At 73.6% G+C, this 24,324-nt stretch carries 18 protein-coding genes; 8 read left to right on the forward strand and 10 right to left on the reverse strand.

Annotated features, from left to right (window positions below):
- Positions 1-225 precede the first annotated feature (225 nt).
- From ACWCSV_RS12950 to ACWCSV_RS12960, 3 genes are all read right to left on the reverse strand, one after another.
- Positions 226-1,446 (reverse strand): VWA domain-containing protein, encoded by a 1,221-nt coding sequence (locus tag ACWCSV_RS12950; RefSeq protein WP_451141522.1) that lies wholly within the window; start codon positions 1,444-1,446, stop codon positions 226-228.
- A 102-nt stretch (positions 1,447-1,548) separates the two neighbouring features.
- Positions 1,549-4,014 carry a DUF5682 family protein gene (locus ACWCSV_RS12955; RefSeq protein ID WP_451141446.1) on the reverse strand — a complete coding sequence of 822 codons (2,466 nt, stop codon included), beginning with the start codon at positions 4,012-4,014 and terminating at the stop codon, positions 1,549-1,551.
- Positions 4,011-5,318: an AAA family ATPase gene (locus ACWCSV_RS12960; RefSeq protein WP_451141448.1), complete on the reverse strand. Its 1,308-nt coding sequence runs from the start codon at positions 5,316-5,318 to the stop codon at positions 4,011-4,013. The genes ACWCSV_RS12955 and ACWCSV_RS12960 overlap by 4 nt, the downstream gene beginning before the upstream one ends.
- Positions 5,319-5,446: 128 nt before the next feature.
- Between ACWCSV_RS12960 and ACWCSV_RS12965 the strand changes: the two genes are divergently transcribed.
- Complete coding sequence (locus ACWCSV_RS12965; RefSeq protein ID WP_451141450.1) at positions 5,447-6,475, forward strand: SWIM zinc finger family protein; 1,029 nt, start codon at positions 5,447-5,449, stop codon at positions 6,473-6,475.
- 164 nt (positions 6,476-6,639) lie between these two features.
- Entirely contained in the window at positions 6,640-8,487 is a 1,848-nt protein-coding gene (locus ACWCSV_RS12970) for a DUF5691 domain-containing protein (protein ID WP_451141452.1), read from the forward strand.
- A 180-nt stretch (positions 8,488-8,667) separates the two neighbouring features.
- On the opposite strand, the gene ACWCSV_RS12975 is transcribed toward ACWCSV_RS12970, so the two are convergent.
- Complete coding sequence (locus ACWCSV_RS12975) at positions 8,668-9,081, reverse strand: cobalamin B12-binding domain-containing protein (protein ID WP_451141454.1); 414 nt, start codon at positions 9,079-9,081, stop codon at positions 8,668-8,670.
- A gap of 651 nt (positions 9,082-9,732) precedes the next feature.
- On the opposite strand from ACWCSV_RS12975, the gene ACWCSV_RS12980 reads away from it, so the two are divergent.
- Positions 9,733-10,650 carry a lipase family alpha/beta hydrolase gene (locus ACWCSV_RS12980; protein ID WP_451141456.1) on the forward strand — a complete coding sequence of 306 codons (918 nt, stop codon included), beginning with the start codon at positions 9,733-9,735 and terminating at the stop codon, positions 10,648-10,650.
- Between the two features lie 151 nt (positions 10,651-10,801).
- On the opposite strand, the gene ACWCSV_RS12985 is transcribed toward ACWCSV_RS12980, so the two are convergent.
- Positions 10,802-11,641 (reverse strand): barstar family protein, encoded by an 840-nt coding sequence (locus ACWCSV_RS12985; RefSeq protein ID WP_451141458.1) that lies wholly within the window; start codon positions 11,639-11,641, stop codon positions 10,802-10,804.
- Positions 11,642-11,933: 292 nt separating this feature from the next.
- Between ACWCSV_RS12985 and ACWCSV_RS12990 the strand changes: the two genes are divergently transcribed.
- Entirely contained in the window at positions 11,934-13,874 is a 1,941-nt protein-coding gene (locus tag ACWCSV_RS12990; RefSeq protein ID WP_451141460.1) for a peptidoglycan DD-metalloendopeptidase family protein, read from the forward strand.
- A 69-nt stretch (positions 13,875-13,943) separates the two neighbouring features.
- Here ACWCSV_RS12990 and ACWCSV_RS12995 read toward each other — a convergent pair whose 3' ends face one another.
- Positions 13,944-16,478, reverse strand: coding sequence for an ATP-dependent DNA helicase (locus tag ACWCSV_RS12995; protein WP_451141462.1), 2,535 nt, complete (start codon positions 16,476-16,478; stop codon positions 13,944-13,946).
- Between the two features lie 321 nt (positions 16,479-16,799).
- Between ACWCSV_RS12995 and ACWCSV_RS13000 the strand changes: the two genes are divergently transcribed.
- On the forward strand, positions 16,800-17,963 hold the full coding sequence (locus tag ACWCSV_RS13000) for an NlpC/P60 family protein (RefSeq protein WP_451141464.1): 1,164 nt from the start codon (positions 16,800-16,802) through the stop codon (positions 17,961-17,963).
- Between the two features lie 49 nt (positions 17,964-18,012).
- Here ACWCSV_RS13000 and ACWCSV_RS13005 read toward each other — a convergent pair whose 3' ends face one another.
- On the reverse strand, positions 18,013-18,366 hold the full coding sequence (locus ACWCSV_RS13005; RefSeq protein ID WP_451141466.1) for a hypothetical protein: 354 nt from the start codon (positions 18,364-18,366) through the stop codon (positions 18,013-18,015).
- Positions 18,367-18,735: 369 nt separating this feature from the next.
- On the opposite strand from ACWCSV_RS13005, the gene ACWCSV_RS13010 reads away from it, so the two are divergent.
- On the forward strand, positions 18,736-19,818 hold the full coding sequence (locus tag ACWCSV_RS13010; RefSeq protein WP_451141468.1) for an NlpC/P60 family protein: 1,083 nt from the start codon (positions 18,736-18,738) through the stop codon (positions 19,816-19,818).
- A gap of 64 nt (positions 19,819-19,882) precedes the next feature.
- On the opposite strand, the gene ACWCSV_RS13015 is transcribed toward ACWCSV_RS13010, so the two are convergent.
- Both ACWCSV_RS13015 and ACWCSV_RS13020 read right to left on the reverse strand, forming a co-directional pair.
- A complete protein-coding gene (locus ACWCSV_RS13015) occupies positions 19,883-20,581 on the reverse strand; it encodes a LuxR C-terminal-related transcriptional regulator (RefSeq protein WP_451141470.1) in 699 nt (232 codons plus the stop codon).
- Positions 20,578-21,864: a PspC domain-containing protein gene (locus ACWCSV_RS13020; protein WP_451141472.1), complete on the reverse strand. Its 1,287-nt coding sequence runs from the start codon at positions 21,862-21,864 to the stop codon at positions 20,578-20,580. The genes ACWCSV_RS13015 and ACWCSV_RS13020 overlap by 4 nt, the downstream gene beginning before the upstream one ends.
- A gap of 121 nt (positions 21,865-21,985) precedes the next feature.
- On the opposite strand from ACWCSV_RS13020, the gene ACWCSV_RS13025 reads away from it, so the two are divergent.
- Positions 21,986-23,440, forward strand: coding sequence for a PspC domain-containing protein (locus tag ACWCSV_RS13025; RefSeq protein ID WP_451141474.1), 1,455 nt, complete (start codon positions 21,986-21,988; stop codon positions 23,438-23,440).
- Positions 23,427-23,690, forward strand: a complete 264-nt coding sequence (locus ACWCSV_RS13030) for a hypothetical protein (RefSeq protein WP_451141476.1) — start codon at positions 23,427-23,429, stop codon at positions 23,688-23,690. The genes ACWCSV_RS13025 and ACWCSV_RS13030 overlap by 14 nt, the downstream gene beginning before the upstream one ends.
- Here the strand turns inward: ACWCSV_RS13030 and ACWCSV_RS13035 are convergent.
- Complete coding sequence (locus ACWCSV_RS13035) at positions 23,597-24,112, reverse strand: DoxX family protein (protein ID WP_451141478.1); 516 nt, start codon at positions 24,110-24,112, stop codon at positions 23,597-23,599. The genes ACWCSV_RS13030 and ACWCSV_RS13035 overlap by 94 nt on opposite strands.
- Positions 24,113-24,324 lie beyond the last annotated feature (212 nt).

The raw sequence follows: 24,324 nt of genomic DNA on the forward strand, positions 1-24,324 counted from the left end.
TCACAGATACCCCTGGTGACCGGGGTGCAGGGGACAAATCGGCACGCCGCCGCCCCTGCGGGGGCGCTGGTCAGCGGGGGTTGCGGCGGAACGGGCGGGGCGACGACCGGACGGGCGCCGGGCCAACCGTCGGAGCGGTGAGAGATGAACCACCCGAGGAACCACCCCTGGAACCGCCCGAGGACCACCCACCAGGTTCGGGCGGCTGACGTCCCCGGCGCCCCCTCACCGCGCCGGGACCGGCAGGGGACGCTTCTCCAGGGCGGCCGCCATCACCTCGGGGAAGAGGTCCGGGGTGCAGGCGAAGGCGGGGACCCCGAGGGCGGCCAGTGCCGCCGCATGGTCGCGGTCGTAGGCGGGCGCCCCGTCGTCCGAGAGCGCGAGCAACGCCACGAACTCCACTCCGGACCGCTTCATCTCCGCGACCCGCTGGACCATCCCGTCGCGCATCCCGCCTTCGTAGAGGTCGCTGATCAGGGCGACGACGGTGTCGGCGGGGCGGGTGAGGCGCGCCTGGCAGTAGGTGAGAGCCCGGTTGATGTCCGTACCGCCGCCGAGCCGGGTGCCGAAGAGCACGTCGACGGGGTCGTCCAGCTGGTCGGTGAGGTCGACCACGGCGGTGTCGAACACGATCAGCCGGGTGTCCAGCGAACGCATGGAGGCGAGGACCGCCCCGAAGACGGCCGCGTGGACGACGGAGGCGGCCATCGAACCGGACTGGTCGACGCAGAGGACGACCTCCTTGCGGACGGCCCGGCCCGCCCGGCCGTAACCGATGAGCCGCTCCGGGACGACGGTGCCCGCGCCGATCGATCCGGTTGATCCGATCGATCCGGTTGATCCGGTTGATCCGGCTGATCCGGCTGATCCGGCTGATCCGGCTGATCCGTCCGCGCCGTCCGCGCCCGGGAGCGGCACCCAGTGCTTGAGGTTGGCGCGGATGGTGCGGTTCCAGTCGATGTCGCGGTGGCGGGGGCTGCGGGTCCGCGCGGACCGGTCGAGGGCACCGGTGAGCGTCGCCCGGGTGTGTCCGGCCAGCCGCCTCTCCAGGTCGGCGACGACCTTGCGCACCACGGCGCGGGCCGTCTCCCGGGTGGTCTCCGGCATCGCCCCGCCGAGCTGGAGGAGGGTGCCGACGAGGTGGACGTCGGCCTCGACCGCGTCGAGCATCTCGGGTTCCAGCAGCAGGGCGGCGAGGCCGAGCCGCTCGATGGCGTCCCGCTGCATGACCTGGACGACGGGGGCGGGGAAGTACGTACGGATGTCGCCGAGCCACCGGGCGGCGGCGGGAGCGGACGCACCGAGTCCGGCCCCGCGCTCGCCTGGCGTCCGGGCGCCCGGGCCCTTCCCGCCGCCGTAGAGCGCGGTGAGGGTGCGGTCCAGCGCCGCGTCCCGGCCCTCGGGGGCGTGGCCGGTGGACTCCGCGCTGTCGGAGCCCAGCACCAGCCGCCACCGCCTGACCCGCTCGTCGCCGGATGCCCGCGCGGGCCGGGGCTGTTGGGACCTCGGGCCCCGTCCGGGTACGGGAACGTGTTCCGTCACGGTCGATCAACTCCTGTACGCGGGAGGGCCGGTCGGGTCCGGTCCGGTTCGGCCCGGCCCGGTCTCGGCCGGCCGGGGCCGGTCGGTCCGGTCGGGCTCGGTGTGCTCGATGCGCGCCGGGACGCGTTCGGCACCGAGGACGAGGCGGAGCAGCGGGAGTACGGCGTCGGCGCGGGGCCCGTCCAGCTCCGGGCCGAAGCCGGGCAGCGCCGCCCCGGTGCCGGGTCCCCGGGCCCGCCCGGTTCCGGCCGGGCCCCGGCGGGCCAGCTCCCCCAGGGTGCGCCGGACTCCCGGTTCGTACGCGGAGAACGTACGGCGGAGCAGCGGCAGCACGTCCGTGAAGGCGTCGTCTGGTACGCCGGTCAGCCAGCCGTCCACCAGGGCGAACAAGCGCTCGTCGTGCACGAGGAGCATCCCGCCGCCGGAGGCTCCTCCGAGGAAGCCGTCGATCCACGCGGCGGCGTGCGGGGGCGGGGTGCCGGGCGAGAGGGCGAGGCCCATGAGCCGCGCCGCCTCGCCGTCCCCGAGCCGGCCCTCGTCCAGCAGCAGCCGGGTGGCGCGGCCCCGTACGACCCCGGCGACCGTGTTCCGGGCCGACAGTCTGCCGAGCACCGCCGCCCAGCGGTCCCGGAGCCCGTACGCGGGTTCGTCCGGGGGTGCCAGGAGGGCGATCGCCCCGTGCACCTCGTCCACCGCGCGGCGCATCGCGTCCGCGCCGTCGGCGTCCAGGCCCGTGCAGGCGGCGGGCAGCCCGACGCAGATCCGTGCCGCCAGTCCGGCGGCGACCTCGCCGAGGGCGGCGGTGTCCGTGGCGCGTACGTCCCCGTACCGCAGTGAGCGGGCCAACGCGGGCAGGGCCTCGGCGAGATGGGAGACGTCCGCGTCGAGCGCGGCCCGGTCCGCCAGGACCCGCATCACCACCGGCAGCGCGCCGGGCAGGCCGGCGAGGAGGCAGTGTTCGGCGAGTGCGGTGACCTCGCCGAGGGTGGTCGCCAGGCAAGCCTCCGACTCGGCCTTGGCGGTGGCGGCGCTGAGCACGGTGGTGCCCCAGGTGCCCGCCTCCGCGATCCTGACGGAGAGCTCCGGCTCCCAGCGCAGCCGCCAGGTCTCCCGGAAGGTGCCGGTGCTCCCCCGGCCCGCCACCGGCTCGCCCCAGTCAACGGCGAGGAGCCGCAGCCGGTGCAGCAGCAGGCTCCGCGCGGCGTCGTTCTCCCGGCGGAGGTCGAGCTCCACCTCCCGGTCGGCTGGTTCCGGCTTCAGGCGCAGGGTGCGCTGCTGCCGGGCCAGATCCCGCTGGAGCGGCACGGCCGGTGCGCCGTCGGGGACTTCGCCGAGCGCGGTGCCGACGACGAGTCCGGCGTGGACGAGCGCGAGGGGCACGTCGGAGCCGTCGCACATGACGGCCCGGACCGCGTCGGTGGCCTCGGCGAGACCGGCGAGCGGGCGCCCGCGCAGGGCGGCGAGCGTCTCGGCGAGGCGTACCGCCTCGATGACATGGGCCGGGGAGACGAACCGGTCCTCGTCGCGCAGCAGCCCCGCGACCTTCGTCATCCAGCGCTCGACGGGCCGGTCCGGGGCGCGGAAGAGGTGGGCGTACCAGCCGGGTGCCTCGATACCGGCGCCGTATCCGCTGCGGCGGACCAGCCGCCGGTGCGTCCAGGGCACCCAGGTCATGCCGGTCTTCACCTTGGGGAGTCCCTTCACCAGCGCGCGGTCGGCGGTGAGGGTGGTCCGGGCGGCGAGGGCGGGCACGTGCCAGGCGCCGCAGACGACCGCGACCTCGTCGCCGAACTCCTTCCGCGCCGCCCGGAGCCGGATGCGCATGAACGCCTCGCGTACGGCGTCGCGGGGGTGCCCGCCGTCGCCGTACGTCTCGCGCAGCGCCGACATCGCCTCGGCCAGCGCGGCGAACGGGGCGACGGGGTCGGCGCCGGGTGCCGAGGACCGGTGTTCGACCACGTCCTCCCACCACTGCTCGGGGTCGTCGTAACCGGCTGCTTCGGCCAGCAGCGCGACCGGGTCGGGCGGGGCGGGCGAGGTCTCCCAGTCCCCTTCGCCCTGGGTGGCCGCCGCGAGCGCCAGCGAGTGGGCGGCGGGCAGGTCGACGAAGCGGACGGCTGCCCCGTGCGCGAGCGCCCAGCGGATCGCGACCCACTCCGGTGAGAACTCCGCCATCGGCCAGAACGAGGCCAGCCCCGGATCGTCCTCGGCGTGCGCGAGCAGCGCCACCGGTGGCCGCATCTCCGGGTCGGCGGCGAAGGCCAGCAACGCGTCCGCCTCCGGCGGTCCTTCGACCAGCACGGCGCGCGGCTCCACCGCCTCCAGTGCGGCCAGCACCGCCCGCGCCGACCCCGGGCCGTGGTGCCGCACCCCGAGCAGCAGCGGCCCGGGGGCCCCGTGGGCCGGAGCGGTGCGCGCCGGTGGCGTGGGCTCCGGGGTTGCGGGCGTGGGGGTCACCGGCGTCGCGGTCATGGCGCGACCTCGCGGCAGGCGCGGTAGAAGTCCTTCCAGCCGTCCCGTTCGCGGACGACCGTCTCCAGGTATTCCTGCCAGACGGCCCGGTCCGCCGCCGGATCCCGGACGACCGCGCCGAGGATTCCGGCGGCCACGTCGCCCGGGCGCAGGGTGCCGTCGCCGAAGTGGGCGGCGAGCGCGAGGCCGTGGGTGACGACGGAGATCGCCTCGGCGGTGGAGAGTGTGCCCGAGGGGGACTTGACCCGGGTGCGGCCGTCCGTGGTGACGCCGTCGCGGAGTTCCCGGAAGACGGTGACGACGCGCCGGATCTCGGTCATCCCCTCGGGGGCGGCCGGCAGGTCGAGGGCGCGGCCCAGCTGGTCGACGCGGCGCGAGACGATGCCCACCTCGTCCTCGGGCGTCGCCGGGAGCGGCAGCACGACGGTGTTGAAGCGGCGGCGGAGCGCGCTGGACAGCTCGTTGACGCCCCGGTCGCGGTCGTTGGCGGTGGCGATGAGGTTGAATCCCTTGACCGCCTGGACCTCCTGGCCCAGTTCGGGGACGGGCAGGGTCTTCTCCGAGAGGATCGTGATGAGCGAGTCCTGCACGTCGGCCGGGATGCGGGTCAGCTCCTCCACCCGGGCGGTACGCCCCTCCGCCATGGCACGCATCACCGGGCCGGGCACCAGGGCTGCCCGGCTCGGGCCGTGGGTGAGCAACTGCGCGTAGTTCCAGCCGTACCGGATCGCTTCCTCGGGCGTGCCCGCGGTGCCCTGGACGAGGAGCGTCGAGTCACCGCTGACGGCCGCCGCGAGGTGCTCGGAGACCCAGGTCTTGGCGGTCCCGGGTACCCCGAGGAGCAGCAGGGCGCGGTCGGTGGCGAGGGTGGTCACGGCGACCTCGACGAGCCGGCGCGGACCCACGTACTTGGGGGTGATCACCGTGCCGTCCGGGAGTGTGCCGCCGAGGAGATAGGTGGCGACGGCCCACGGCGAGAGACGCCAACGGGCAGGTCGGGGGCGGTCGTCGGCGGCGGCCAGCGCCTTGAGTTCGTCGGCGAAGGCGTCTTCGGCGTGCGGCCGGAGCGCCCGCACGCCCGCGCCGGGCGACGCACCGTCCGGCGACGCACCGTCCGGCGACGCACCGTCCGGCAATGCGCTGTCCGGCACCGCGCCGTCCGGCCGCCCACCGCGCGCCGCCGCGCCGTCCGGCAGCGCCCCCGCGGGAGCGTCGGCGCCCCCACTTCCACCGTCCGGCGTGCCGCCCGACGCGGGCGCGTGCCCGGTGGCCGCTGATTCCCCGGCTCGTTCGTACACGGTCATGGTCCCCCTCCAGATCGCTCGGTCCGATGTGTGTCACCACCGTGCACCACCCCACTGACAATCGGCCCCTCACTCACCGTCACCGCAGGTCAGGGTGATTGTCAGTGGGGGGCCCTACCGTCGTTGCCATGCTGCTGTCTCATGAGGGAGAGTCCGCGCGGACCGCCGAACCGGCGGGACGCACCCCTGCCGTCCCGGCCGACGCCGAGGCGGCGCGCAGGCGCGCCGAGCGGAGGGCCGCCCGGATCACCGACGGTGCACGGGAGTTGGAGGAGCGTCTCGCCGACCTCCTGCGCACCGGCCTCGCGGTGTCCGGGCAGTCCGGCCACGACCGCTGGGAGGAGACCGCCGCCCGGATGGTCGACGCGCAGGCCCCCGGACTGGCCGCGCGAGTGCGCGAGTTGGGCGCGCTGGCTGCGTCCGGGCCTGGATGGCCCGCACGGATGCTGGAGGAGTGCGGGCTGCTCCATCTGCTCAACACCGCCTGGCTGGGGCGGGATCGGCTGCCCGCACCGCTGTCGGCGACGGTCCGCACCCGGGTGGGGCTTCCCTCGGCGCCGGACGGCCCGCCGGTGCGCGACCACTGGCAGGTGCTCGCCCGGTACGACACGTCGGACGGCAAGCTCGTCACCCGCCGTATCTGGTTGTACGGACAGGGGTCCGGCCGCACGGCGGTGCTGCTCTCCTACGGCCCGGGGGGCCGCGCTCCTGAGCTGTCCCTCCCGGTGGGCACGGTTCTGGACGCGGAGGTGACGCCGCATCCGGGTGCGGCCCGACGGGCGGAACTGGGGGCGGTGTTCAGCACCCCGGAGCCCGCCCGCACGCCTCCTCCGGGGGTGTGCCCCACCGAGGCCCTCGCCGGATACGGCCGCGCGCTGGGCGAGGACCCGTGGGCGGAGCGGCATCCGGTGGTGCTGGGCGCGGTGATACCCATACCCGCCTCCGGCCACTGGCAGCTCGCCGACGAGGAGACCGGGAGCGCCCTGCCGGTGGCGGGGGACCCGCGCTCCAGGCCGGGGCTCTGGCGGCTGGCCGCACTCTCGGGCGGCGGTCCGGTCACGGTCTTCGGCGAGCTGGGCCCACGCGGCTTCGCCCCGCTGACGGCCTGGTCCGTCGGCGACGGCGACGGGCCGGGCGAGACCGTCGCCCTGGCCTGATCGACGGGCGCGCAGCCGGAGGCCCGCCGCCCCGCCCCGAAGCCGTACCCGGGCCCGATGCCGATGCCCGTTGCCCATTGCCCGTTGCCCATTTCCCGTTGCCCATTGCCCGTTGCCCATTGCCCGTTGCCCGTTGCCCGTTGCCCGTCCGCCGGAGGTGAACCATGACCGCCACGAACCCGCCCCCGTCCAGGCCCGGTTGCCCGGACCGCCACCACCCACAAGCCCCGGACCGCACGCACGCCCCCGACCGCACGCACGCCCCGAACCCCGCCGGCGCCTCGAACCACCCCACCGGCACGGAGCACCCGGCCGCCCCGCACCGACCCACCTCGCACCCGGCCGGCTCCCCACCCCACTGGCAGGGAGTGGAGTGGGACGAGCTGGTCACCCGCGCCTTGCTCGGTACGGACCGACGCCCGCCGCACCCCCCGGACGGCGCGTCCGGCGGACCGGCCGCCCTGCTGGACGCGGCTGCGGTGCACGCCGTCCGCCGCCGGGCGGGACTGCGCCCCGCCCTGGCCGGGGCGTTCCCCGGCCGGGCCCCCGAGGACCCCCGCCCACCGCTGCCCCCGGCGGCCCGCCGCAGGCTCGCGCAGCTACTCGCGGACCGGGCGGGCGGCCCCCACACCGGCAGGCGGGGTACGGCGCCCGATCTGACGGAGCTGATCCCGCAGTGGCTGGCCGCCGCCAACCGCCACGGGTACCGCGCCCCGGCGGCGCTGCTCCCGCCCCTGCTGGACGCGGCGCGGGCGCGTACCGATCTGCGACCGCACGCATTGGCCTTCGCCGGTTCGCGCGGCCGTTGGCTGGCGGCCCTGAACACGGACTGGCGGTTCGCGCTGCGCGACGGTGCTCCGCAGGCCGCGCTCCGGGGCGGGCCCGGCGGCGGTGCCGACGCGGGCGCGGTGCGCGAGCTGTGGGAGGAGGGGCTGTTCACGGAGCGGATCGCGCTGCTCAGTGCCGTACGGCTCCGCGATCCGGACGCGGCCCGGGACCTGCTCGCCGGGAGCTGGTCCGGTGAGCGCGCGGAGGACCGGCTGATGTTTCTGGACACGCTCCGCGCCAAGCTCTCCGGGGCGGACGAGGATTTCCTGGAGGAGGCGCTCGGCGACCGCAGCCGCAACGTCCGCGCCACCGCCGCCGAGCTCCTCTCCACCCTGCCCGACACCGCGTTGGGCCGGCGGATGGCCGCCCGCGCGGTCTCCTGCGTCAGCCTGGACCGCAGGTCCGGCGGTACCGCGCCGCCCGTCCCCGGCGGGACCGCCTCCGCGTCCGGGGGGCCGTCCTTGTTCATAGAGGCACCGCACGAGTGCGACGCCGGAATGCAACGGGACGGGGTGATCCCGGCACCCCCTGCCGGGAAGGGTGAACGGTCCTGGTGGTTCGGCCAGTTGGTGGAATCGACGCCGCTCGCCACCTGGCCCGCCAGACTCGGCGGGCGCACGGCGCGGGAGTTGGTGGGGCTGCCGGTGGCCGACGACTGGGCCGCCGACCTGCACGCCGCCTGGTGCCGTGCCGCCGTACGGCAGCGGGACGAGGAGTGGGCGCGGGCGCTGCTCGGTGTCCCCACCGCGCCCCCGGCGGACACCACCGGGACCGACTCGCCGGCCGAGCGGTCCAAGCTCCTCGCGACGCTGCCCCGGGAGGAACGCGCCGCGTGGGCGGCCGGTTTCATAGCGGCCCACGGCCTCTCCGACGCGTTCCAGCTGCTGGGCGTGTGTGCCGTGCCCTGGGCGGCGCCGCTGGGACGCGCGGTCGTCGACGCGCTCGACATCGCCCGTGAGGCGGGCAGCTACCCCTGGAGCTTCAGCGGAGTCATGGGCCTGGCCGAGCGCTGTCTCGACCCCGGCGAGGCCGACCGGCTGGAGGTGCTCACCACCCCGGAGGACGAGCGCGAGGACGCCTCACCAGGGGCGGGCGGCTACTGGTCGGAGGCCTTCCAGCGTCTGGTCTCCACCCTCCGGCTGCGGGCCGCCATGGAGGCCGAGCTGACCCCGGCCGGACCCTGACATGCAGCGGGAAACGGAGAGGGGCGCGGGGCGCGGGCTGCCCTCCGGGAGGGCCGGACACCTCGGGCAGCCGGTGGTCCGGCCCTCCCCGGAGGGCCGGACCACCGGACATCGACCGCCCCGGACCACCGGACATCGACCGCCCCGGGCAGCCGGGACGCCGCCGCGCACCCGCCGGTGTCAGGCGTCCGCCGGGTGGGGGACATTCGCGTTGACCCAGTCGACGATCGCGGTGGTGGTCGCGCCCGGGGTGAAGATCGCGGCGACCCCGAGCTCCCGGAGCGGCGCGATGTCCTCCTCCGGGATGATCCCGCCGCCGAAGACCTTGATGTCCTCGGCCTCCCGCTCCTTCAGGAGTTGGATCACCTTGGCGAACAGCGTGTTGTGGGCGCCGGAGAGGATCGACAGACCGATCGCGTCGGCGTCCTCCTGGATGGCGGTGTCCACGATCTGTTCCGGGGTCTGGTGGAGGCCGGTGTAGATGACCTCCATTCCGGCGTCCCGCAGTGCCCGCGCGATCACCTTGGCCCCTCGGTCGTGGCCGTCGAGCCCCGGTTTGGCCACCACCACACGAATCGGACCGGACACACCCATCACTGCCTCCATCTGGTTTCCCGCACCGCCGGTCGCGCTGTACTGCTCCACGTCCTGAGCCGTGACGCACTGTTCCCGAGCCGACGCCCGCGCCGACGCCCTCACCGATGCCCGCGCCGACGCTCCACGGATGTGAACGAACGTTATCCTCAGCATCCTTCCCCGTCGCCTCCCGTTTCGTGAAGGACGTGAGGGGGGAAATCTCCTTGTGGGACATGTTCGCCATACGCCCGCCCCCTACACCGAGAGGCGCACACCCGCCACCTGGGGACGGCCGTAAGGGGAGCCGCCAGAGGTCGCCGCACACCCGCGCCGTCAGCCGCACGGCGCGGAGGTGCGGCCCCCGCGAGCGTCCGGTCCCCCGGCCGTCCGACCAGGGCCGCCGGGGGAACGGACGGCAGCAGGCCGGAAATCCCGGCCGCCGGGACCGCTCCGGACCGGCGCCAGCCACCGGAGCGACGCAGAGAAAGCGACGAGAGAGAACAGACGGCCGCCCGGGCCCCCACCAGGCGATCCGGGCACCGGAAGAGCGGTCCGACCGGCACGAGCTTTCGCCGGCGGCCGACCGGGCCGGTCGCGACCTCGCCACGGCACCCCCTGAAGGCGCGCGGGACCGAAGCCGTTCGCGCGTGCCGGTGCAGGAGGTCGGCCATGAATCTGTTGCCTTTGCTCACCCTGCTGCCGCGTCTGCCACGTCTGCTGCGCCTGCCGTCACCGCAGGGCCTGCGCTCCTCGTCGGCGCTGCTCAGGGCCACCGCGCTGGATCTGGCGATTCTCGCCGGACACGTGCTCTTCTACCCGACCGGCCTCACCCCGGAGCGCCGCAGGACCACCCCCGGTATCGAGCAGGACCTCGACGCGCTGCCTTCGGGCGTGGCCGCGCTGCCCCCGGCCCGGGAGGACGACCGGCCGCCGGTGGTGCTGCTGCACGGGTTCATCGACAACCGCTCCGTCTTCGTACTGCTCCGCCGCTCGCTCGCCCGGCACGGCAGGCACCATCTGGAATCGCTCAACTACTCTCCGCTGACCTGTGACATCCGTGCGGCCGCCGAGTTGCTCGGGCGGCACGTCGACGAGATCTGCGAGCGCACCGGCCACCGGCGGGTGGACATCGTGGGGCACAGCCTGGGCGGCCTGATCGCCCGGTATTACGTACAGCGCCTGGGCGGTGACCACCGGGTCCGCGTGCTGGTCACCCTCGGCACCCCGCACGGCGGCACCGCCGTCGCCCCGCTGGCGAGCGCCCACCCGATCGTGCGGCAGATGCGCGCCGGTTCCGACTTCATCGAGGAGCTGCGCACCCCGGCGCCCGGGTGCCGGACGCACTTCGTCTCGTTCTGGAGCGAGCTGGACCGGGTGATGGTGCCCGTACGCACCGCGTGCATCGACCATCCGGATCTCGACGCGGAGAACGTACGGGTCACGGGCATCGGCCACCTCGCGCTCCCCGTGCACCCGGCCGTCGCCGCCCGCATCCGCCAGGTGCTCGACTCCCCTGGCTCCACCGCCACAGCGGGCGGCATCACCGGGATCACGGGCGGCGCGACGGGTGGCGCCACCGTGGCCTGAGGGAGCAGGTGGCGCGGGCGCGGCCCGGGAGGACCGGGCCCCGCCCACCTCACCGCGGTACCACCCTCACCGCAGCACGACCATCACCGCAGCACGCCCCTCACCGCGGTACGACCCTCACCGCAGCACGACCCTCACCGCAGCACGACCCTCACCGCAGCACGACGGTGACGCCCCGCCCTTCGAAGATCTCCAGGATCACGTCGAAGAGCGTGACCTCCCCGTCGCCCGAGGGCACCGGCTCCGTCAACCGCGCCCGCGCGTCGGCCGAGTTCACCCAGTCGAGGGTGAATCCGGGGGCGGCGCCCCAGCCGCCGCACAGGCAGTCGTCCAGAGCATCCAGATTCCAACCGAAGTACCCGACAGGCCCGTTGACGGCCTCGCCGATCGCGCACCAGAAGCTGTTCCGGTCGACGGTGTACCGGCCGTCCAGGGTGACCGTCCGCCCCTCGGGTGCGTCCGGCTTCCCCTGCCGACGCCACTCGTGGGACCACAACGCCACGGACAGCCAGGCCCATTGCCCGGCGGTGGACCGCCCGTGCCAGAGGCCCGGGCGGTCCGGTCCACCGGCTCGGACAAGGTCCCACACCGCTTCCGACCCGGGCACGGCGTCGTCGCACCACAGCTCGACCGTCAGGTCGAGCAGTCCGGCACCGTATGCGGAGGGCCGGGTGTCCGTGACGGTCACACGGCCGACGAAGTAGCTCCCGATGGCCGCGCCGTCCGGGGCGAGGAAGGAGAGCCAGGCGTTCCCCGCCCCGGCCCCTCGGCCACCGATGTGGTCGAGGGCCTTCAGCAGGCTGCCCTCCGGACGGCAGCCGGTGAGAAGCACCCGTCGCTCCCCCGCGTCGTCCTCCCCCGCCTCGGCCCCCTCGCCGACCGGCGTGAACAGCCCCTCGATGCCGTGCGCGAAGCCCCAGAAGTCGCCCTCGTCCTCGGCCGACCTGAGGGCATAGCCCTCGCCTCCGCCGCCCCGCACTGTCCCGTCCACCGAATCTCCCCCTCCACGCCGATCGAACACCGATTCCCCACCGCACCGACCACTGCGATTACGTTCCGTCACCGTGGCCGACGGAAATCAGAACGGACTCCTCGAACGTAACGCCAACAACGGGTCTGGGCTGCGCCGAAAGGCGCCCGAATGCCCGGTTCCCCCGAGACCAAACCCTTCCGAAGATTGTGGCCGTCACACACCGCCAGGTACAGTCGCGGCCACTGCTTCCCCGGGGCTCACCCCACTGAACTCCGGACTGGCTCCTGCTGCCGAGGCGAGAGAGAAGTTGGTGAACGACCAGCACACCCACGCCGGGTACGCCGGATACGACGCGTCACAGACAGGCAGTTACCCTGCCGATCCGCTCTACGGGACCTATCCCGGCGAGCAGGGCGTCGCTCCCGGTTCCGGATACGACAGCGATTTCGCGGCGGTCCCCATGCCCGCCCAGCACGGCACGTATCCCGGCCAGGACACCTCCTACGCCGCCGGCTCCTCCTGGGAGAGCGGCCCGCACGACGGCGGACCCACCGGCACACACACCAGCGCGCACCCCGGCACGTACGCCGGCTACCCGGCCGAGTCCCAGGCCGCGCACCACCATCCGTACGACACCACCGGCCCGGCCGGTTCGCCCGACCAGACCGGGCAGTGGGACTCCAGCGGCTGGCAGCAGGCCGCGACCCACACCACGACCGGCCAGTGGGCCTTCACCGACACCGGGGCCTTCCCCACCACCACCTTCGAGTCGGCCCTCTACGAGACGGGGACGTACCAGGCGGCCACCGCCACCGGTACGTACGAGGACCACGGCGGCGAGAACCACGGCGGGTACGACGGCACGGGATACGCCACCGCCCCCTCCGGCTATGGAACCGGCGCCCCGCACTTCGGGCCCACCGCCTACGCGACCGGCGCCTACGACACGGGCACCTTCGACACGGGCACCTACGACAGCCGGACCTTCGGCGCGGGCGGCTACGAGACCACCGCCTACGGCACCCCGGTCCACGACACTCCCGCCTCCGGCATCCCGGTCTACGACACCCCCGCCTCCGGCACTCCGGCCTACTCGGCCACCGCCTTCGCCACCGGCGCGTACGACAGCGGTGCCTACGATGCGACGGCCTGGAACACCGCGTCGGACAACCCGGACGCCACGCCCGGGACGACCGCGTACGTCCCGGAACAGATGTCCTACCGGTCCGACGAGCGGCACCGGACGGACTCCGAACACCCGACCTCCGAACACGCGGCACCCGAACACGCGGCACCCGAACACCGGGCGCCCGAACAGCACGGGTCCGCACGGAACGACGCCCCGCACGCGCCCGATGCCGAGCGGAACGCCGCTGCCGGCGCCGTACAGGAGCCCGACCCGGAGTCCGAGGACCCGGCCGCCGGCCTCCCGGACACCTGGCCCGACCCGTACACCCCCGCCGTGCGGTCCGAGGGGCGGCCCGAGGGCCGTTCCGCCGCCCGGAACCGGGCCCGCCGCCGTACGCCCGCCAAGCGGTCCGCGCTGCTGACGATCGCGGTTCCGTCCGCGTGCGTGATGGGCGTCGCGGGGATCGCGGCGGCTTCGGTCGGAGGGCTCGGTGGCGGCGAGGAGTCCAAGGACGACACGACGACGATGGCCGCCGCCGACACGTCCGTCGTGAAGGCGCTCGCGTCCAACACCAAGCTGGACACCCAGCTGGCCGGGGTCGACGCGGCAGGGGCGGACTTCCGGGACCGGGCCAGCCGTACGCAGGAGCGCATCGACCTCAAGGAGCGGCAGGCCGCCGAGAAGAAGAAGCGCGAGGAGGAGGCCGCCCGCAAGGAGGCGGCCCGCCCCAAGTACCTGCTGCCGGTGGCGCAACACGGACTGAGCGCGTACTTCGGCCAGGCCGGGGTCAACTGGATGTCCGTGCATACCGGGATCGACTTCCCCGTGCAGTACGGGACTCCGGTGATGGCCGCGACCGACGGCACCGTACGCACCCAGTGGAACAGTGCCTACGGCAACATGGCGATCGTGACCATGGAGGACGGTACCGAGACCTGGTACTGCCACCTCAGCAGCACCAGGATCCGCTCGGGTTCGGTGAAGGCCGGTGACGTGATCGCGTACTCCGGCAGCTCCGGCAACTCCACCGGCCCGCACCTGCACTTCGAGGTGCGCCCCGGCGGTGGCTCCGCGATCAATCCGCTGCCCTGGCTGGCGAGCCACGGACTCAACCCGCAGTAGATTCAGCGGTTTTCACGGAAGGCCGGGCCAAGGAGGCCCGGCCTTGCGCATGTTCAGGCCGACCGGTTGCTACAGCTTCTCGACGGGGGCGTACCGCAGCAGCAGCTTCTTGGGCCGCTCGTCGCCGAAGTCGACGGTGGCCTTCGCCTGGTCGCCGAAGCCCTCGACGGCGGTCACCGTGCCCAGGCCGAACTGGTCGTGCGTGACCCGGTCCCCGACCACCAGCGTGACCACCGGCTTGTCGCCGGTGCGCCGGGTCGCGAAGCCGGAGGGGCCGGAGCGGGCGCGGGAGGAGGAGAGCGACGAGGTGATCCCCGAGGTGGGTCCGGCCGAAGCCGCCATCGGCCCCTTCCGCTTCCACTCCAGGTGCTGGTCCGGGATCTCCTCCAGGAACCGCGACGGCGGGTTGTACGAGGGCTGGCCCCAGGCGCTCCGCATGGAGGCGCGGGTGAGGTAGAGGCGTTCGCGGGCGCGGGTGATCCCGACGTACGCGAGGCGGCGCTCCTCCTCCAGCTCCTTGACCTGGCCCAGTGCCCGCATGTGCGGGAAGACGCCGTCCTCCATGCCGGTGAGGAAGACGACGGGGAACTCGAGCCCCTTGGCGGTGTGCAGCGTCATCAGCGTGATGACGCCGGAACCGTCCTCGTCCTCGTCGGGGATCTGGTCGGAGTCGGCGACCAGGGCCACCTTCTCCAGGAACTCCGCGAGCGTCCCGGACGGCCCGGCCGCCTCGGCCTCGGCATCGACAAGGGCATCGGCGTCGCCCTCACCCCCGCCCGCCTCGCCACCGCCCTGCTCGCCCCCGTCCTGCTCGGCCGCGGCGCGGGCCCGGTCCTGCTCGAACTCAAGGGCGACGGCGGCGAGTTCCTGGAGGTTCTCGATGCGGGTCTCGTCCTGCGGGTCGGTGGACGCCTGGAGTTCGGCGAGGTAGCCGGTGCGTTCCATGACGGCTTCCAGCACGACCGCGGGGCCCGCGCCGGACTCCACGACGGTGCGCAGCTCCTCCATCAGCGTGTTGAACCGCTTGACGGCGTTGGTGGAGCGGGCCGCCATGCCGTACGCCTCGTCGACGCGGCGCAGCGCCTGCCCGAAGGAGATCCTCTCGCGCTGCGAGAGGGCGTCGATCATCGCTTCGGCGCGGTCGCCGATGCCGCGCTTGGGCACGTTGAGGATGCGGCGCAGCGGTACGGAGTCCTCGGGGTTGGCGAGCACCCGGAGGTAGGCCAGGATGTCCCGGACCTCCTTGCGCTCGTAGAAGCGGACACCGCCGACGACCTTGTAGGGCAGGCCGACACGGATGAAGATCTCTTCGAAGACGCGGGACTGCGCGTTGGTGCGGTAGAAGACCGCGACGTCACCGGCCTTGGCGTCCCCCGCGTCGGTGAGCCGGTCGATCTCGTCGGCGACGAACTGCGCCTCGTCGTGCTCGGTGTCGGCGACGTACCCGGTGATGCGGGTGCCCGTTCCGGCGTTGGTCCAGAGGTTCTTGGGGCGGCGGCTCTCGTTGCGTTCGATGACGGCGTTGGCGGCCGAGAGGATCGTCTGCGTGGAGCGGTAGTTCTGCTCCAGCAGGATCGTGGTGGCGTCCGGGTAGTCCTCCTCGAACTGGAGGATGTTGCGGATCGTCGCGCCCCGGAAGGCGTAGATCGACTGGTCCGCGTCACCGACGACGCAGAGCTCGCCGGGTGCGTCCTGCTCGCCCGCCGGTCCGACCAGCTCGCGCACGAGGGTGTACTGGGCGTGGTTGGTGTCCTGGTACTCGTCGACCAGCACGTGCCGGAAGCGGCGGCGGTAGTGCTCGGCGACGTCGGGGAACGCCTGGAGCAGGTGGACCGTCGTCATGATGATGTCGTCGAAGTCGAGGGCGTTGGCCTCGCGCAGCCGCGCCTGGTAGAGCGCGTACGCCTGGGCGAGGGTCTTCTCGAAGCCGTCGGCGGCCTGCCCGGCGAAGGTCTCCTCGTCGATGAGCTCGTTCTTGAGGTTGGAGACCTTGGCGGTGAAGGACTTCGGCGGGTAGCGCTTGGGGTCGAGGTCCAGGTCGCGGCAGACCAGGGCCATCAGCCGCTTGGAGTCGGCCGCGTCGTAGATCGAGAACGACGAGGTGAAGCCGAGCCGCTTCGACTCGCGGCGCAGGATGCGGACACACGCGCTGTGGAAGGTCATGACCCACATGGCGTTGGCGCGGGGGCCGACGAGCTGCTCGACCCGCTCCTTCATCTCGCCGGCGGCCTTGTTGGTGAAGGTGATCGCCAGGATCTGCCCGGGGTGCACGCCGCGCTCGGCGAGCAGGTGGGCGATGCGGTGGGTGAGCACCCGGGTCTTGCCGGAGCCGGCGCCCGCGACGATGAGCAGCGGGGATCCGGCGTGCACGACGGCGGCGCGCTGCTCGGTGTTGAGTCCGTCGAGCAGTGCGGCGGAGTCGAGGACCGGGCGCGGGGCGCCGTCGCGGTAGTAGCCGTCCCTGGGCGGCGGGGGCGCGTCGAAGAGCCCTTCGAAGAGGCCCTCGGGCACCTCCTCGGGCGCGTGGTCCTCGGGGGGCGGCGGGGGCCCCTCGTCCACGGGCTGGAGGCCGGTCAGGAAGCTGTCGTCAAAGAGGCTGCTCATCGCTAGTCGAGTTTAGGGTGTCCGGCCGACAGTCCGGGCGGGCTTCGCCGGAGTCGGCAGACGGCCGTCACTGGCTGTCAAGGACCGTGCGCGGCGCGCGAAGGAATTCCCGGCGCGGCCCCGGTACGGACACCTCCCGGGGCCCCGGTGCGCACCTCTGCGACCAAGGTCACGAAAATGTATCGGGCATATCGCTCATCGCCCTTCCCAGCCGTCCCGCCGCTTGGCTACCGTGCTCAGCCGGACGACCCGTCCACCTCGGCAGGCCGGACGACCTCGGCCCGGCCGGCCGGTGGGCGGTCCACGGAAGGAGATGCCGTCGTGGCATCGCATCGCAAACCCCGCACCCCGGTGCGTGTCTCGTCGCAGGCCGTCGGCTTCACCACGGTGGCGCTCGCCACCGCGACGCTGCTCTCCACGCAGAGCGCGACGGCCGCCCCCTCGGCGCCCAGGCCGAGCATCGAGGACGTACGGAAGAAGGTCGACGACCTCTACCGCCAGGCGGGCTCCGCGACGCAGGAGTACAACCGCGCGAAGGACGCCGCGGCCGAGCAGCAGGGCAAGGTGGACGCCCTGCTGGAGGAGGCGGCCAGGCGGGCGGACAAGGTCAACGAGGCCCGTCGCGCGCTGGGGAGCTACGCGGCGGCCCAGTACCGCAGCGGCGGGCTGGCGTCCACGATGACGTTCTTCCTGGCTGACGACCCGCAGTCGTACTTCGACCAGGACCATCTGATGGAGCGGCGCACCGGCCGGCAGGAGAAGGCGGTCGCCGACTTCCGCACCGAGCAGCTGGCCGCCGCCGAGAAGCGCACCGAGGCCACCGAGAACCTGCAGGCGCTCACCGAGTCGCAGGCGGATCTGCGCACCAGCAAGCAGACCGTGCAGAACAAGCTGTCCGAGGCGCGCACGCTGCTGTCGGAGCTGACCGCCGAGGAGAAGGCGCGCCTGGCGGAGCTGGAGCGGAAGAAGGAAGCCGAGGCGAAGAAGAAGGCGGAGAAGCTCGCCGCCGAGCAGGCCGCCGCGGCGAAGGAGGCGGCCGAGAAGGAGGCCGCCGACAAGGCCGTCGCGGGCTCGGACTCGGCGGCCTCCGGCAGCACCGGCACCGGCACCGCCACCGGCTCGACCACGTCCGCGTCCACCAAGGGCGCGCAGGCGCTGGCGTTCGCCGAGTCCCAGATCGGCAAGCCGTACGTGTGGGGAGCCACCGGCCCCGCGTCGTACGACTGCTCCGGCCTGACCCAGGCGGCCTGGCGGGAGGCGGGCGTCGACCTGCCGCGTACCACCTGGGACCAGGTCGACGTGGGGACGAGGGTCGCGACGGCGGACCTCCGGCCGGGGGACCTGATCTTCTTCTACGACGACATCAGCCACGTGGGCATCTACAAGGGCGACGGGATGATGGTCCACGCGCCGAAGCCGGGTGCGTACGTCCGCGAGGAGTCGATCTACTACATGCCCATCTACGGCAGCGTCCGGCCGGGCTGAGGCGTGAGGTCGACGGGCGGGCGCACCCCGGAACGCCCGCCCGGCCCGGTCAGGTCCAGAGCGTGGCGATGAAGATGTTGGCGACGGTCAGGCCGCCCACCCCCGCGAAGGCGCCCTTGGACACCTTCTCCTCGTCGCGCTTGAGATAGATGAGGGCCAGGATCACGACGAGGATCAGCAGCTTGATGCCGATCTTGACGTTGTTGACCGGGTTGTCGTCGGCCTGGTGGAAGCCGACGAGGGCGATCCCGGTGACGAGCATGGTGAGCGCGCCGTGCAGCATCGCGGGGACGAACCGGGCGGTGCCGGCACCCATCGCCTTCATCTGCGTCAGGAAGCCGCCCAGCAGGGAGGCGATGCCGATGATGTGCAGGGCGACGAAGACATGGATGAGTACAGACATGTCCGCAGCCTAACGATGGCTGCACCACCCCTCTCCGGTCAGGTGGGGCTTACCCCTACCGCTGCGCCCTGGCGCCCTTTTCCCGAAGCTGCCCGAAAGTGACCGGATACCTCCCTGTAGTCCTGATCGCACTCCGAAGGCGAAACGTCACGGGAGGTCAATTTCGATCATGGCGCCTTCTCGGTCCGCCCCGGGGCTAGCGTCCCTCCCAGGTGATCGGCCCGCCTTGCCGCCCCTGACGGGTGGCACCGGTCACCTGGCCGAACGATCCCGGTGGTGCCCGCCCTCCCCCATGAGGCGCGCGCCGCCGGGGTCCGCCGGGCCCGCCGGTATGCCGGGCGGGCAGCCGACAGGAAGGATGCAGCCCTCGTGGCCGCGCACCGGAAAGCAGCTCACCGCAAGCCCAAGCAGCGCCTGTTCACCGGCTCTGCTGCCCGCTCCGCCGCCGCCCTGGCACTCGCCGGGGCGGCCACCGCGACCGCCGCGACCGGTTCCGCCCAGGCGGAGCCCCCGCTCACCGCGGCCCAGGTCAAGTCCAAGGTGGACCAGCTCTACCAGGACGCCGAGGTCGCCACCGAGCAGTACAACGGGGCCAAGGAGAAGGCCGCCGACGCCGCCCGCTCCGTGGAAGCGCTGCGCGACGAGGCCGCCCGCCGCACCGGCCTCCTCAACGACTCCCGGCACGCCCTGGGTTCTCTCGCCACCGCCCAGTACCGCTCGGGCGGACTGGACCCCGCGCTCCAGTTGCTGCTCACCTCCGACCCCGACGAGTACCTGGAGCGCGCCTCGTACGTGGCGAAGGCGGGCGACATCCAGGCCGGGACCATCAGCGGCATCAAGCGCCAGATCACCGGGATCGACCAGGTCCGGGCCCGCGCCGAGGACGAGTCGGCGGTGCTCGCCACCCGCGAGGCGGAACTCGCACGGCACAAGAAGAAGATCACCACCAGCCTCACCGACGCCCGGCGGCTGCTGCACACCCTCACCGCCGCCGAACGCGCCCGCTACGAGGCCGAGCACGGCACCGGCGGTACGAGCGGCACCGACAGCACGACCGGCACGTCCGGCACCAGCGCCCCCTCAGGTACCGCCGCCGCCCCGGACTCCCGCGCCGCCGAGGCGGTCGCCTTCGCGTACGGGGCGATCGGCAAGCCGTACGTCTGGGGGGCGACCGGCCCGTCCGCGTACGACTGCTCCGGCCTCACCCAGGCCGCCTGGCGGGCGGCGGGCGTCTCGCTGCCGCGCACCACCTACACCCAGATCAACGCCGGCCGGCGGGTCTCCCGCTCCCAGCTCGCCCCCGGTGACCTTGTGTTCTTCTACTCCGGGATCAGCCATGTCGGCCTGTACGTCGGCGACGGCAAGATGATCCACGCACCGCACCCGGGCGCGCCGATCCGGATCGCCCCGATCGACGAGATGCCGTTCGCGGGGGCGACCCGGGTGGCGTGACGAACCATCGGGCCGCCGGCCACGACGGCCGCGACCGTGACGGGCCCGGCGGGCATGACGGCCGTCAGACCAGGCGGCGCGCCGTCGCCCAGCGGGTCAGCTCGTGGCGGTTGGAGAGCTGGAGCTTGCGGAGCACCGCGGAGACGTGCGACTCCACCGTCTTCACCGAGATGAAGAGCTGCTTGGCGATCTCCTTGTACGCGTATCCCCGGGCGATCAGCCGCAGCACCTCGCGCTCGCGCTGGGTGAGCCGGTCCAGGTCCTCGTCGACGGGCGGGGCGTCGGTGGAGGCGAAGGCATCGAGCACGAAGCCGGCCAGGCGGGGCGAGAAGACGGCGTCGCCCTCCTGGACCCGGAAGACGGAGTTGACGAGGTCGTCGCCGGTGATCGTCTTGGTGACGTAGCCGCGGGCGCCGCCCCGGATGACCCCGATGACGTCCTCGGCCGCGTCGGAGACGGAGAGCGCGAGGAAGCGGACCGGATTCTCGGCGGCCGACATCAGCGGCGCGCAGCGGCGCAGTACCTCGACGCCGCCGCCGCCGGGGAGGTGGACGTCGAGGAGAACGACCTCGGGGCGGGTCGCCGTGATGACGGTGACGGCCTGGTCGACGTCGGCGGCCTCGCCGACGACCTCGACCCCGGTCTCCTCGGTGCGGCCGATCTCGGCCTGGACGCCGGTGCGGAACATCCGGTGGTCGTCCACGAGGACCACCCGTACCCGGCGCTCCGGTTCCTGGGTCGTCGCCTCGGTGTTCTCGGTCATTCGCCCGCCCTCTCCATCTCCAGCTCGACTTCCGTGCCGCCGCCGGGCACCGACCGGAGCCGGGCCGTACCGCCGTTGCGCCGCATCCGGCCGACGATCGATTCTCGTACGCCCATGCGGTCCTCGGGGACCGAATCCAGGTCGAACCCGGGCCCCCGGTCGCGTACGGAGATGAAGACCGTCCGGCCCTCGACCTCCGCGTAGACCTGGACCGCGCCGCCCTCGCCACCGTACTTGGCGGCGTTCACCATCGCCTCGCGCGCGGCCTGGAGCTGGGCGGTGAGCTTCTCGTCCAGGGGGCAGTCGCCGACCACGACGACCTCCAGAGGGACGCCGTGCTTGTCCTCGACCTCGGCGGCGGCGCGCTTCACGGCCTCGGCGAGGGTGGCCGGCTCGTCGCCTGCGTCCTTGCCGGTGCCGCCGGGGTCGTACAGCCAGTTCCGCAGTTCTCGTTCCTGGGCGCGAGCCAGCCTGCGGACCTCTCCGGCGTCCTCGGCGTTGCGCTGGATCAGGGTGAGGGTGTGCAGCACCGAGTCGTGGACGTGGGCCGCGACCTCGGCGCGCTCCTGGGCGCGGATGCGCATCAGGCGTTCCTCGGAGAGGTCCTGGGTCATGCGTACGAGGTAGGGGCCGGCGAGCAGCGCGATGCCGGTGAGCACCGCGATGGCTGCGGTGAGGACGTTCCCGAGCTGGGCGGCCGAGCCGCGCACCACCAGGAAGGCGGCGAGCCCGAGGCCGACGAGCGCGACCCCGGCGAGGCCGCGCGCCAGGTGCAGCATGCTCCGGCGGCGGCCCACCTCCATCCACTGGGCGCGGCGGGCGTTGTCGGCCTGCCGCCAGACCAGCACGGAGCCGGCTCCGATGAGGAGGATGGGCCAGATGTAGCGGTCGGCGCCGCTGCCCATGTTCACGTTGGCGAGGAAGACGAGGGCGCCGACGAAGAGCCCGACGAGCGCGAAGACCTGCCCCCGGTCGGGCTTGCGGAGCCGGCGGCTGCCGTCCGGAGCCGTGATGAACAGGGAGCGCGAGGCCTCGACGCCGCCGACGCCGAGGGGCACCACGATCCAGAACACCGCGTAGAGCACCGCGCCGAGGCCGTCCGCCAGGAAGAGGCCGAGGAAGACGAGCCGCACCCAGGCGACCGGCAGCCCGAGGTGTCCGGCGAGGCCGCGCGCGACGCCGCCCAGCATGCGCCCCTCGGCGCTGCGGTACAGCTTGCGCGCCGGTGGCTCCTCCGGATCGGTGGCCGGGGCACCGGCGGCTCGGGTCGTGGCGGTTGGCATGGTCCGATCGTCACACGTCGGGGTGGGCCGGGACATCAGGGACGGCCCCTACTCCCATATCAGGGAACGACCAGGGTCGCCGCGGGTCCCGCGGGGGCCTCCGGGCCGTCACCATGGAGCCATGACCGCTTCCCCGTCCGCCGCGCCCCCCGGCGAGGCGCCCCCCGGCGCACCGAAGAGCGCACCGAAACCGCAGCTGAGGCGGAGTCCCCGGCAGAAGGTGGTGGCGGGGGTGTGCGGCGGCCTCGGCCGGTACTTCGACGTGGACCCGGTCATCTTCCGGGTGGTCCTCGGGGTGCTCGCCGTCGCGGGCGGCACCGGGCTGATCCTCTACGGCTTCGCGTGGCTGCTGCTCCCGGTGGAGGGCGAGGAGGAGAACGAGTTCCGCGGGCTGCTCTCCGGCCGGGTGGAGGGGCCGCCGCTGGTGGCGCTGCTCTTCGCGCTGGTGGGCTGCGGGCTTTTCCTCTCGATGATCAACAACGGCGGGGTCCTCGCGTTCGCCGCGATGCTGGTGCTGGCGGTCGCCGGGTTCGCGGTGTGGACGCGGCACGGCAGGCCCGCCGCCCCGGACGAGGATCAGGACCGGGACGGCCGGGACGACCGGGCCGCCGGGGACTCCGTACCGTCCGCGCCCCGTACCGCCCCGGCGCCGGCGCCCTCCGGACGGGGCTCGGTGCCGCCGGAGGTCCAGGCGCCCCCGGCGCCGGCCGGGCCGTCGTGGTGGCGGGACCCGATCGTCAAGGACGGCACGACGGGGCCGGTGGGCGCGGGCTACCTGTGGGGCCCGGCGGACGCGGTGCCGGGCGCGGCGGACGGCGCGTCCGGTCCGGGCAAGGCACGCGGCGGGCACCACGGGGCACCGCACCACGGCACAGGGCACCACGGGGTGCGCGCGGGGTCCGTACCGCCGGTCGCCACCGACCCGCGGGAGAAGACGCACGGGCCGCACTCGATCGGGGGCCTGGTGCGGTTCCTGGCGATCGTCGCCGGGGTGGCCGCCGCCTGGCCCGGCTGGGGCAGGCACCCGCTCGGCGAGAGCCTCCAGATCGGGGCGGTCGCGGCGCTCGCCGTCCTCGGGGTGGGGATGCTGGTCGCCTCGTTCTTCGGCCGGACCGGTTTCGGCACCCTGGTCTTCGCGCTGATCGTCACGGGGGTGCTCGCGGCGTCGACCGTACTGCCGAGGGACATCGGGACGACGTGGGCGCGGACCGAATGGCGTCCCGTCACCACCGCCGAGCTGCGGCCGTCCTACGACATCGGGGCCGGTACCGCGCGGCTCGACCTGTCCGGGCTGCCGGTCCCGCTGGGGACCTCCCTCTCCACCCGGGTGGAGGCGGGGGCCGGGCGCGTGGTGGTGGTCGTCCCGCAGGACGCGACGGTCCGGGTACGGGCGGAGGTGGGGCTCGGGGACGTGACCCTGCCCGGCGACCCGGCCGGCCAGGACGTCGACATCGCCCCGGACCGGAAGACCACCCGCACGCTCGCGCCCCCGAAGGGCGCGGACCCGGCCGGCACGATCGAGCTGCGCCTGGAAGTCGGTCTCGGACAGGTGGAGGTCACCCGTGCTGCTTCATGAGTTCCGGCCGGGCCGCGCGCTGGCCGGCCTGACCCTGCTGGCCCTGTCGGCCGGGTACGCGGCCGACTGGGCCGGTGCCTGGGAGGCGCCCTGGGTGTTCTTCGCCGCGGTGCTCGGTGGGGGTCTGTTCCTCGCCGCGGTGGCCGCCTGGGTCGCCTACAGGCTCCGGCGGCGGCGCGGCGGCAGGAGCGTGCCCAGCGAGAAGGGCCCCGATCCGGCGAGCAGCAGCGGCAGCCAGGCCATGAGGTAGACGAGGTCGTTGCCGTAGTAGTACGGGGTCGCCTGCCAGCTCACGGTGAGCCAGAGGCTCAGCGAGATCAGCGCACCGCCGAGCGCGGCGAGCCGGCCCCAGAGCCCGAACAGGGTGCCGATGCCGACGGCGAGCTCGCCGAGCGCGATGGCGTACCCGAAGCCGACCGGGCTGTGCAGTGCCAGGTCGACGAGCCAGGGGGCACCGGCGGAGTCGCGGACCCCGCGCATCTGGTCGCCGATCGAACCGGCCCCGCTCGACGACAGGAAGGCGCTGTCCGTCAGCTTGTCGAGCCCGGCGTAGATGAAGGTGACGCCGAGGAAGACCCGCAGCGGCAGCAGCGCGTAGGTGCGCGCCTGCTCCCTCAGCCCCTTCGGTTCGCCGGGAACGCGTCCGTAACCGTTGCTTCCGTGGCCCTGCATGAACTGCCCCACCTCTCCGTTGCCCCGTCAACAGACCATACGTAAGAACACACGTACGTGGGGGAAGGGGGCGGCTTCCGGCGCACGGGGGCGTGCGCATCGGCACACACGCGACGGACCGGACACCTGCGTCGAGTCCGTGCCACGAACCCGTCCGTCGCCGTACGCGATACGGGTGGCGGAACACCGGACTTCTCGCCGAGGATGCCCGC

Source organism: Streptomyces sp. NPDC001770 (genome assembly GCF_053596135.1).

What these genes read in the sequence shown, in the direction of transcription:
- ACWCSV_RS12970 (WP_451141452.1), top strand. Translation starts at nt 6,640, where the DNA reads ATGACCGCCACGAACCCGCCCCCGTCCAGGCCCGGTTGCCCGGACCGC.
- ACWCSV_RS13015 (WP_451141470.1), bottom strand. Translation starts at nt 20,581, where the DNA reads ATGACCGAGAACACCGAGGCGACGACCCAGGAACCGGAGCGCCGGGTA.
- ACWCSV_RS13025 (WP_451141474.1), top strand. Translation starts at nt 21,986, where the DNA reads ATGACCGCTTCCCCGTCCGCCGCGCCCCCCGGCGAGGCGCCCCCCGGC.
- ACWCSV_RS12980 (WP_451141456.1), top strand. Translation starts at nt 9,733, where the DNA reads ATGAATCTGTTGCCTTTGCTCACCCTGCTGCCGCGTCTGCCACGTCTG.
- ACWCSV_RS13005 (WP_451141466.1), bottom strand. Translation starts at nt 18,366, where the DNA reads ATGTCTGTACTCATCCATGTCTTCGTCGCCCTGCACATCATCGGCATC.
- ACWCSV_RS12965 (WP_451141450.1), top strand. Translation starts at nt 5,447, where the DNA reads ATGCTGCTGTCTCATGAGGGAGAGTCCGCGCGGACCGCCGAACCGGCG.
- ACWCSV_RS13035 (WP_451141478.1), bottom strand. Translation starts at nt 24,112, where the DNA reads ATGCAGGGCCACGGAAGCAACGGTTACGGACGCGTTCCCGGCGAACCG.
- ACWCSV_RS12955 (WP_451141446.1), bottom strand. Translation starts at nt 4,014, where the DNA reads ATGACCGCGACGCCGGTGACCCCCACGCCCGCAACCCCGGAGCCCACG.
- ACWCSV_RS13020 (WP_451141472.1), bottom strand. Translation starts at nt 21,864, where the DNA reads ATGCCAACCGCCACGACCCGAGCCGCCGGTGCCCCGGCCACCGATCCG.
- ACWCSV_RS12995 (WP_451141462.1), bottom strand. Translation starts at nt 16,478, where the DNA reads ATGAGCAGCCTCTTTGACGACAGCTTCCTGACCGGCCTCCAGCCCGTG.
- ACWCSV_RS12975 (WP_451141454.1), bottom strand. Translation starts at nt 9,081, where the DNA reads ATGGGTGTGTCCGGTCCGATTCGTGTGGTGGTGGCCAAACCGGGGCTC.
- ACWCSV_RS12960 (WP_451141448.1), bottom strand. Translation starts at nt 5,318, where the DNA reads ATGACCGTGTACGAACGAGCCGGGGAATCAGCGGCCACCGGGCACGCG.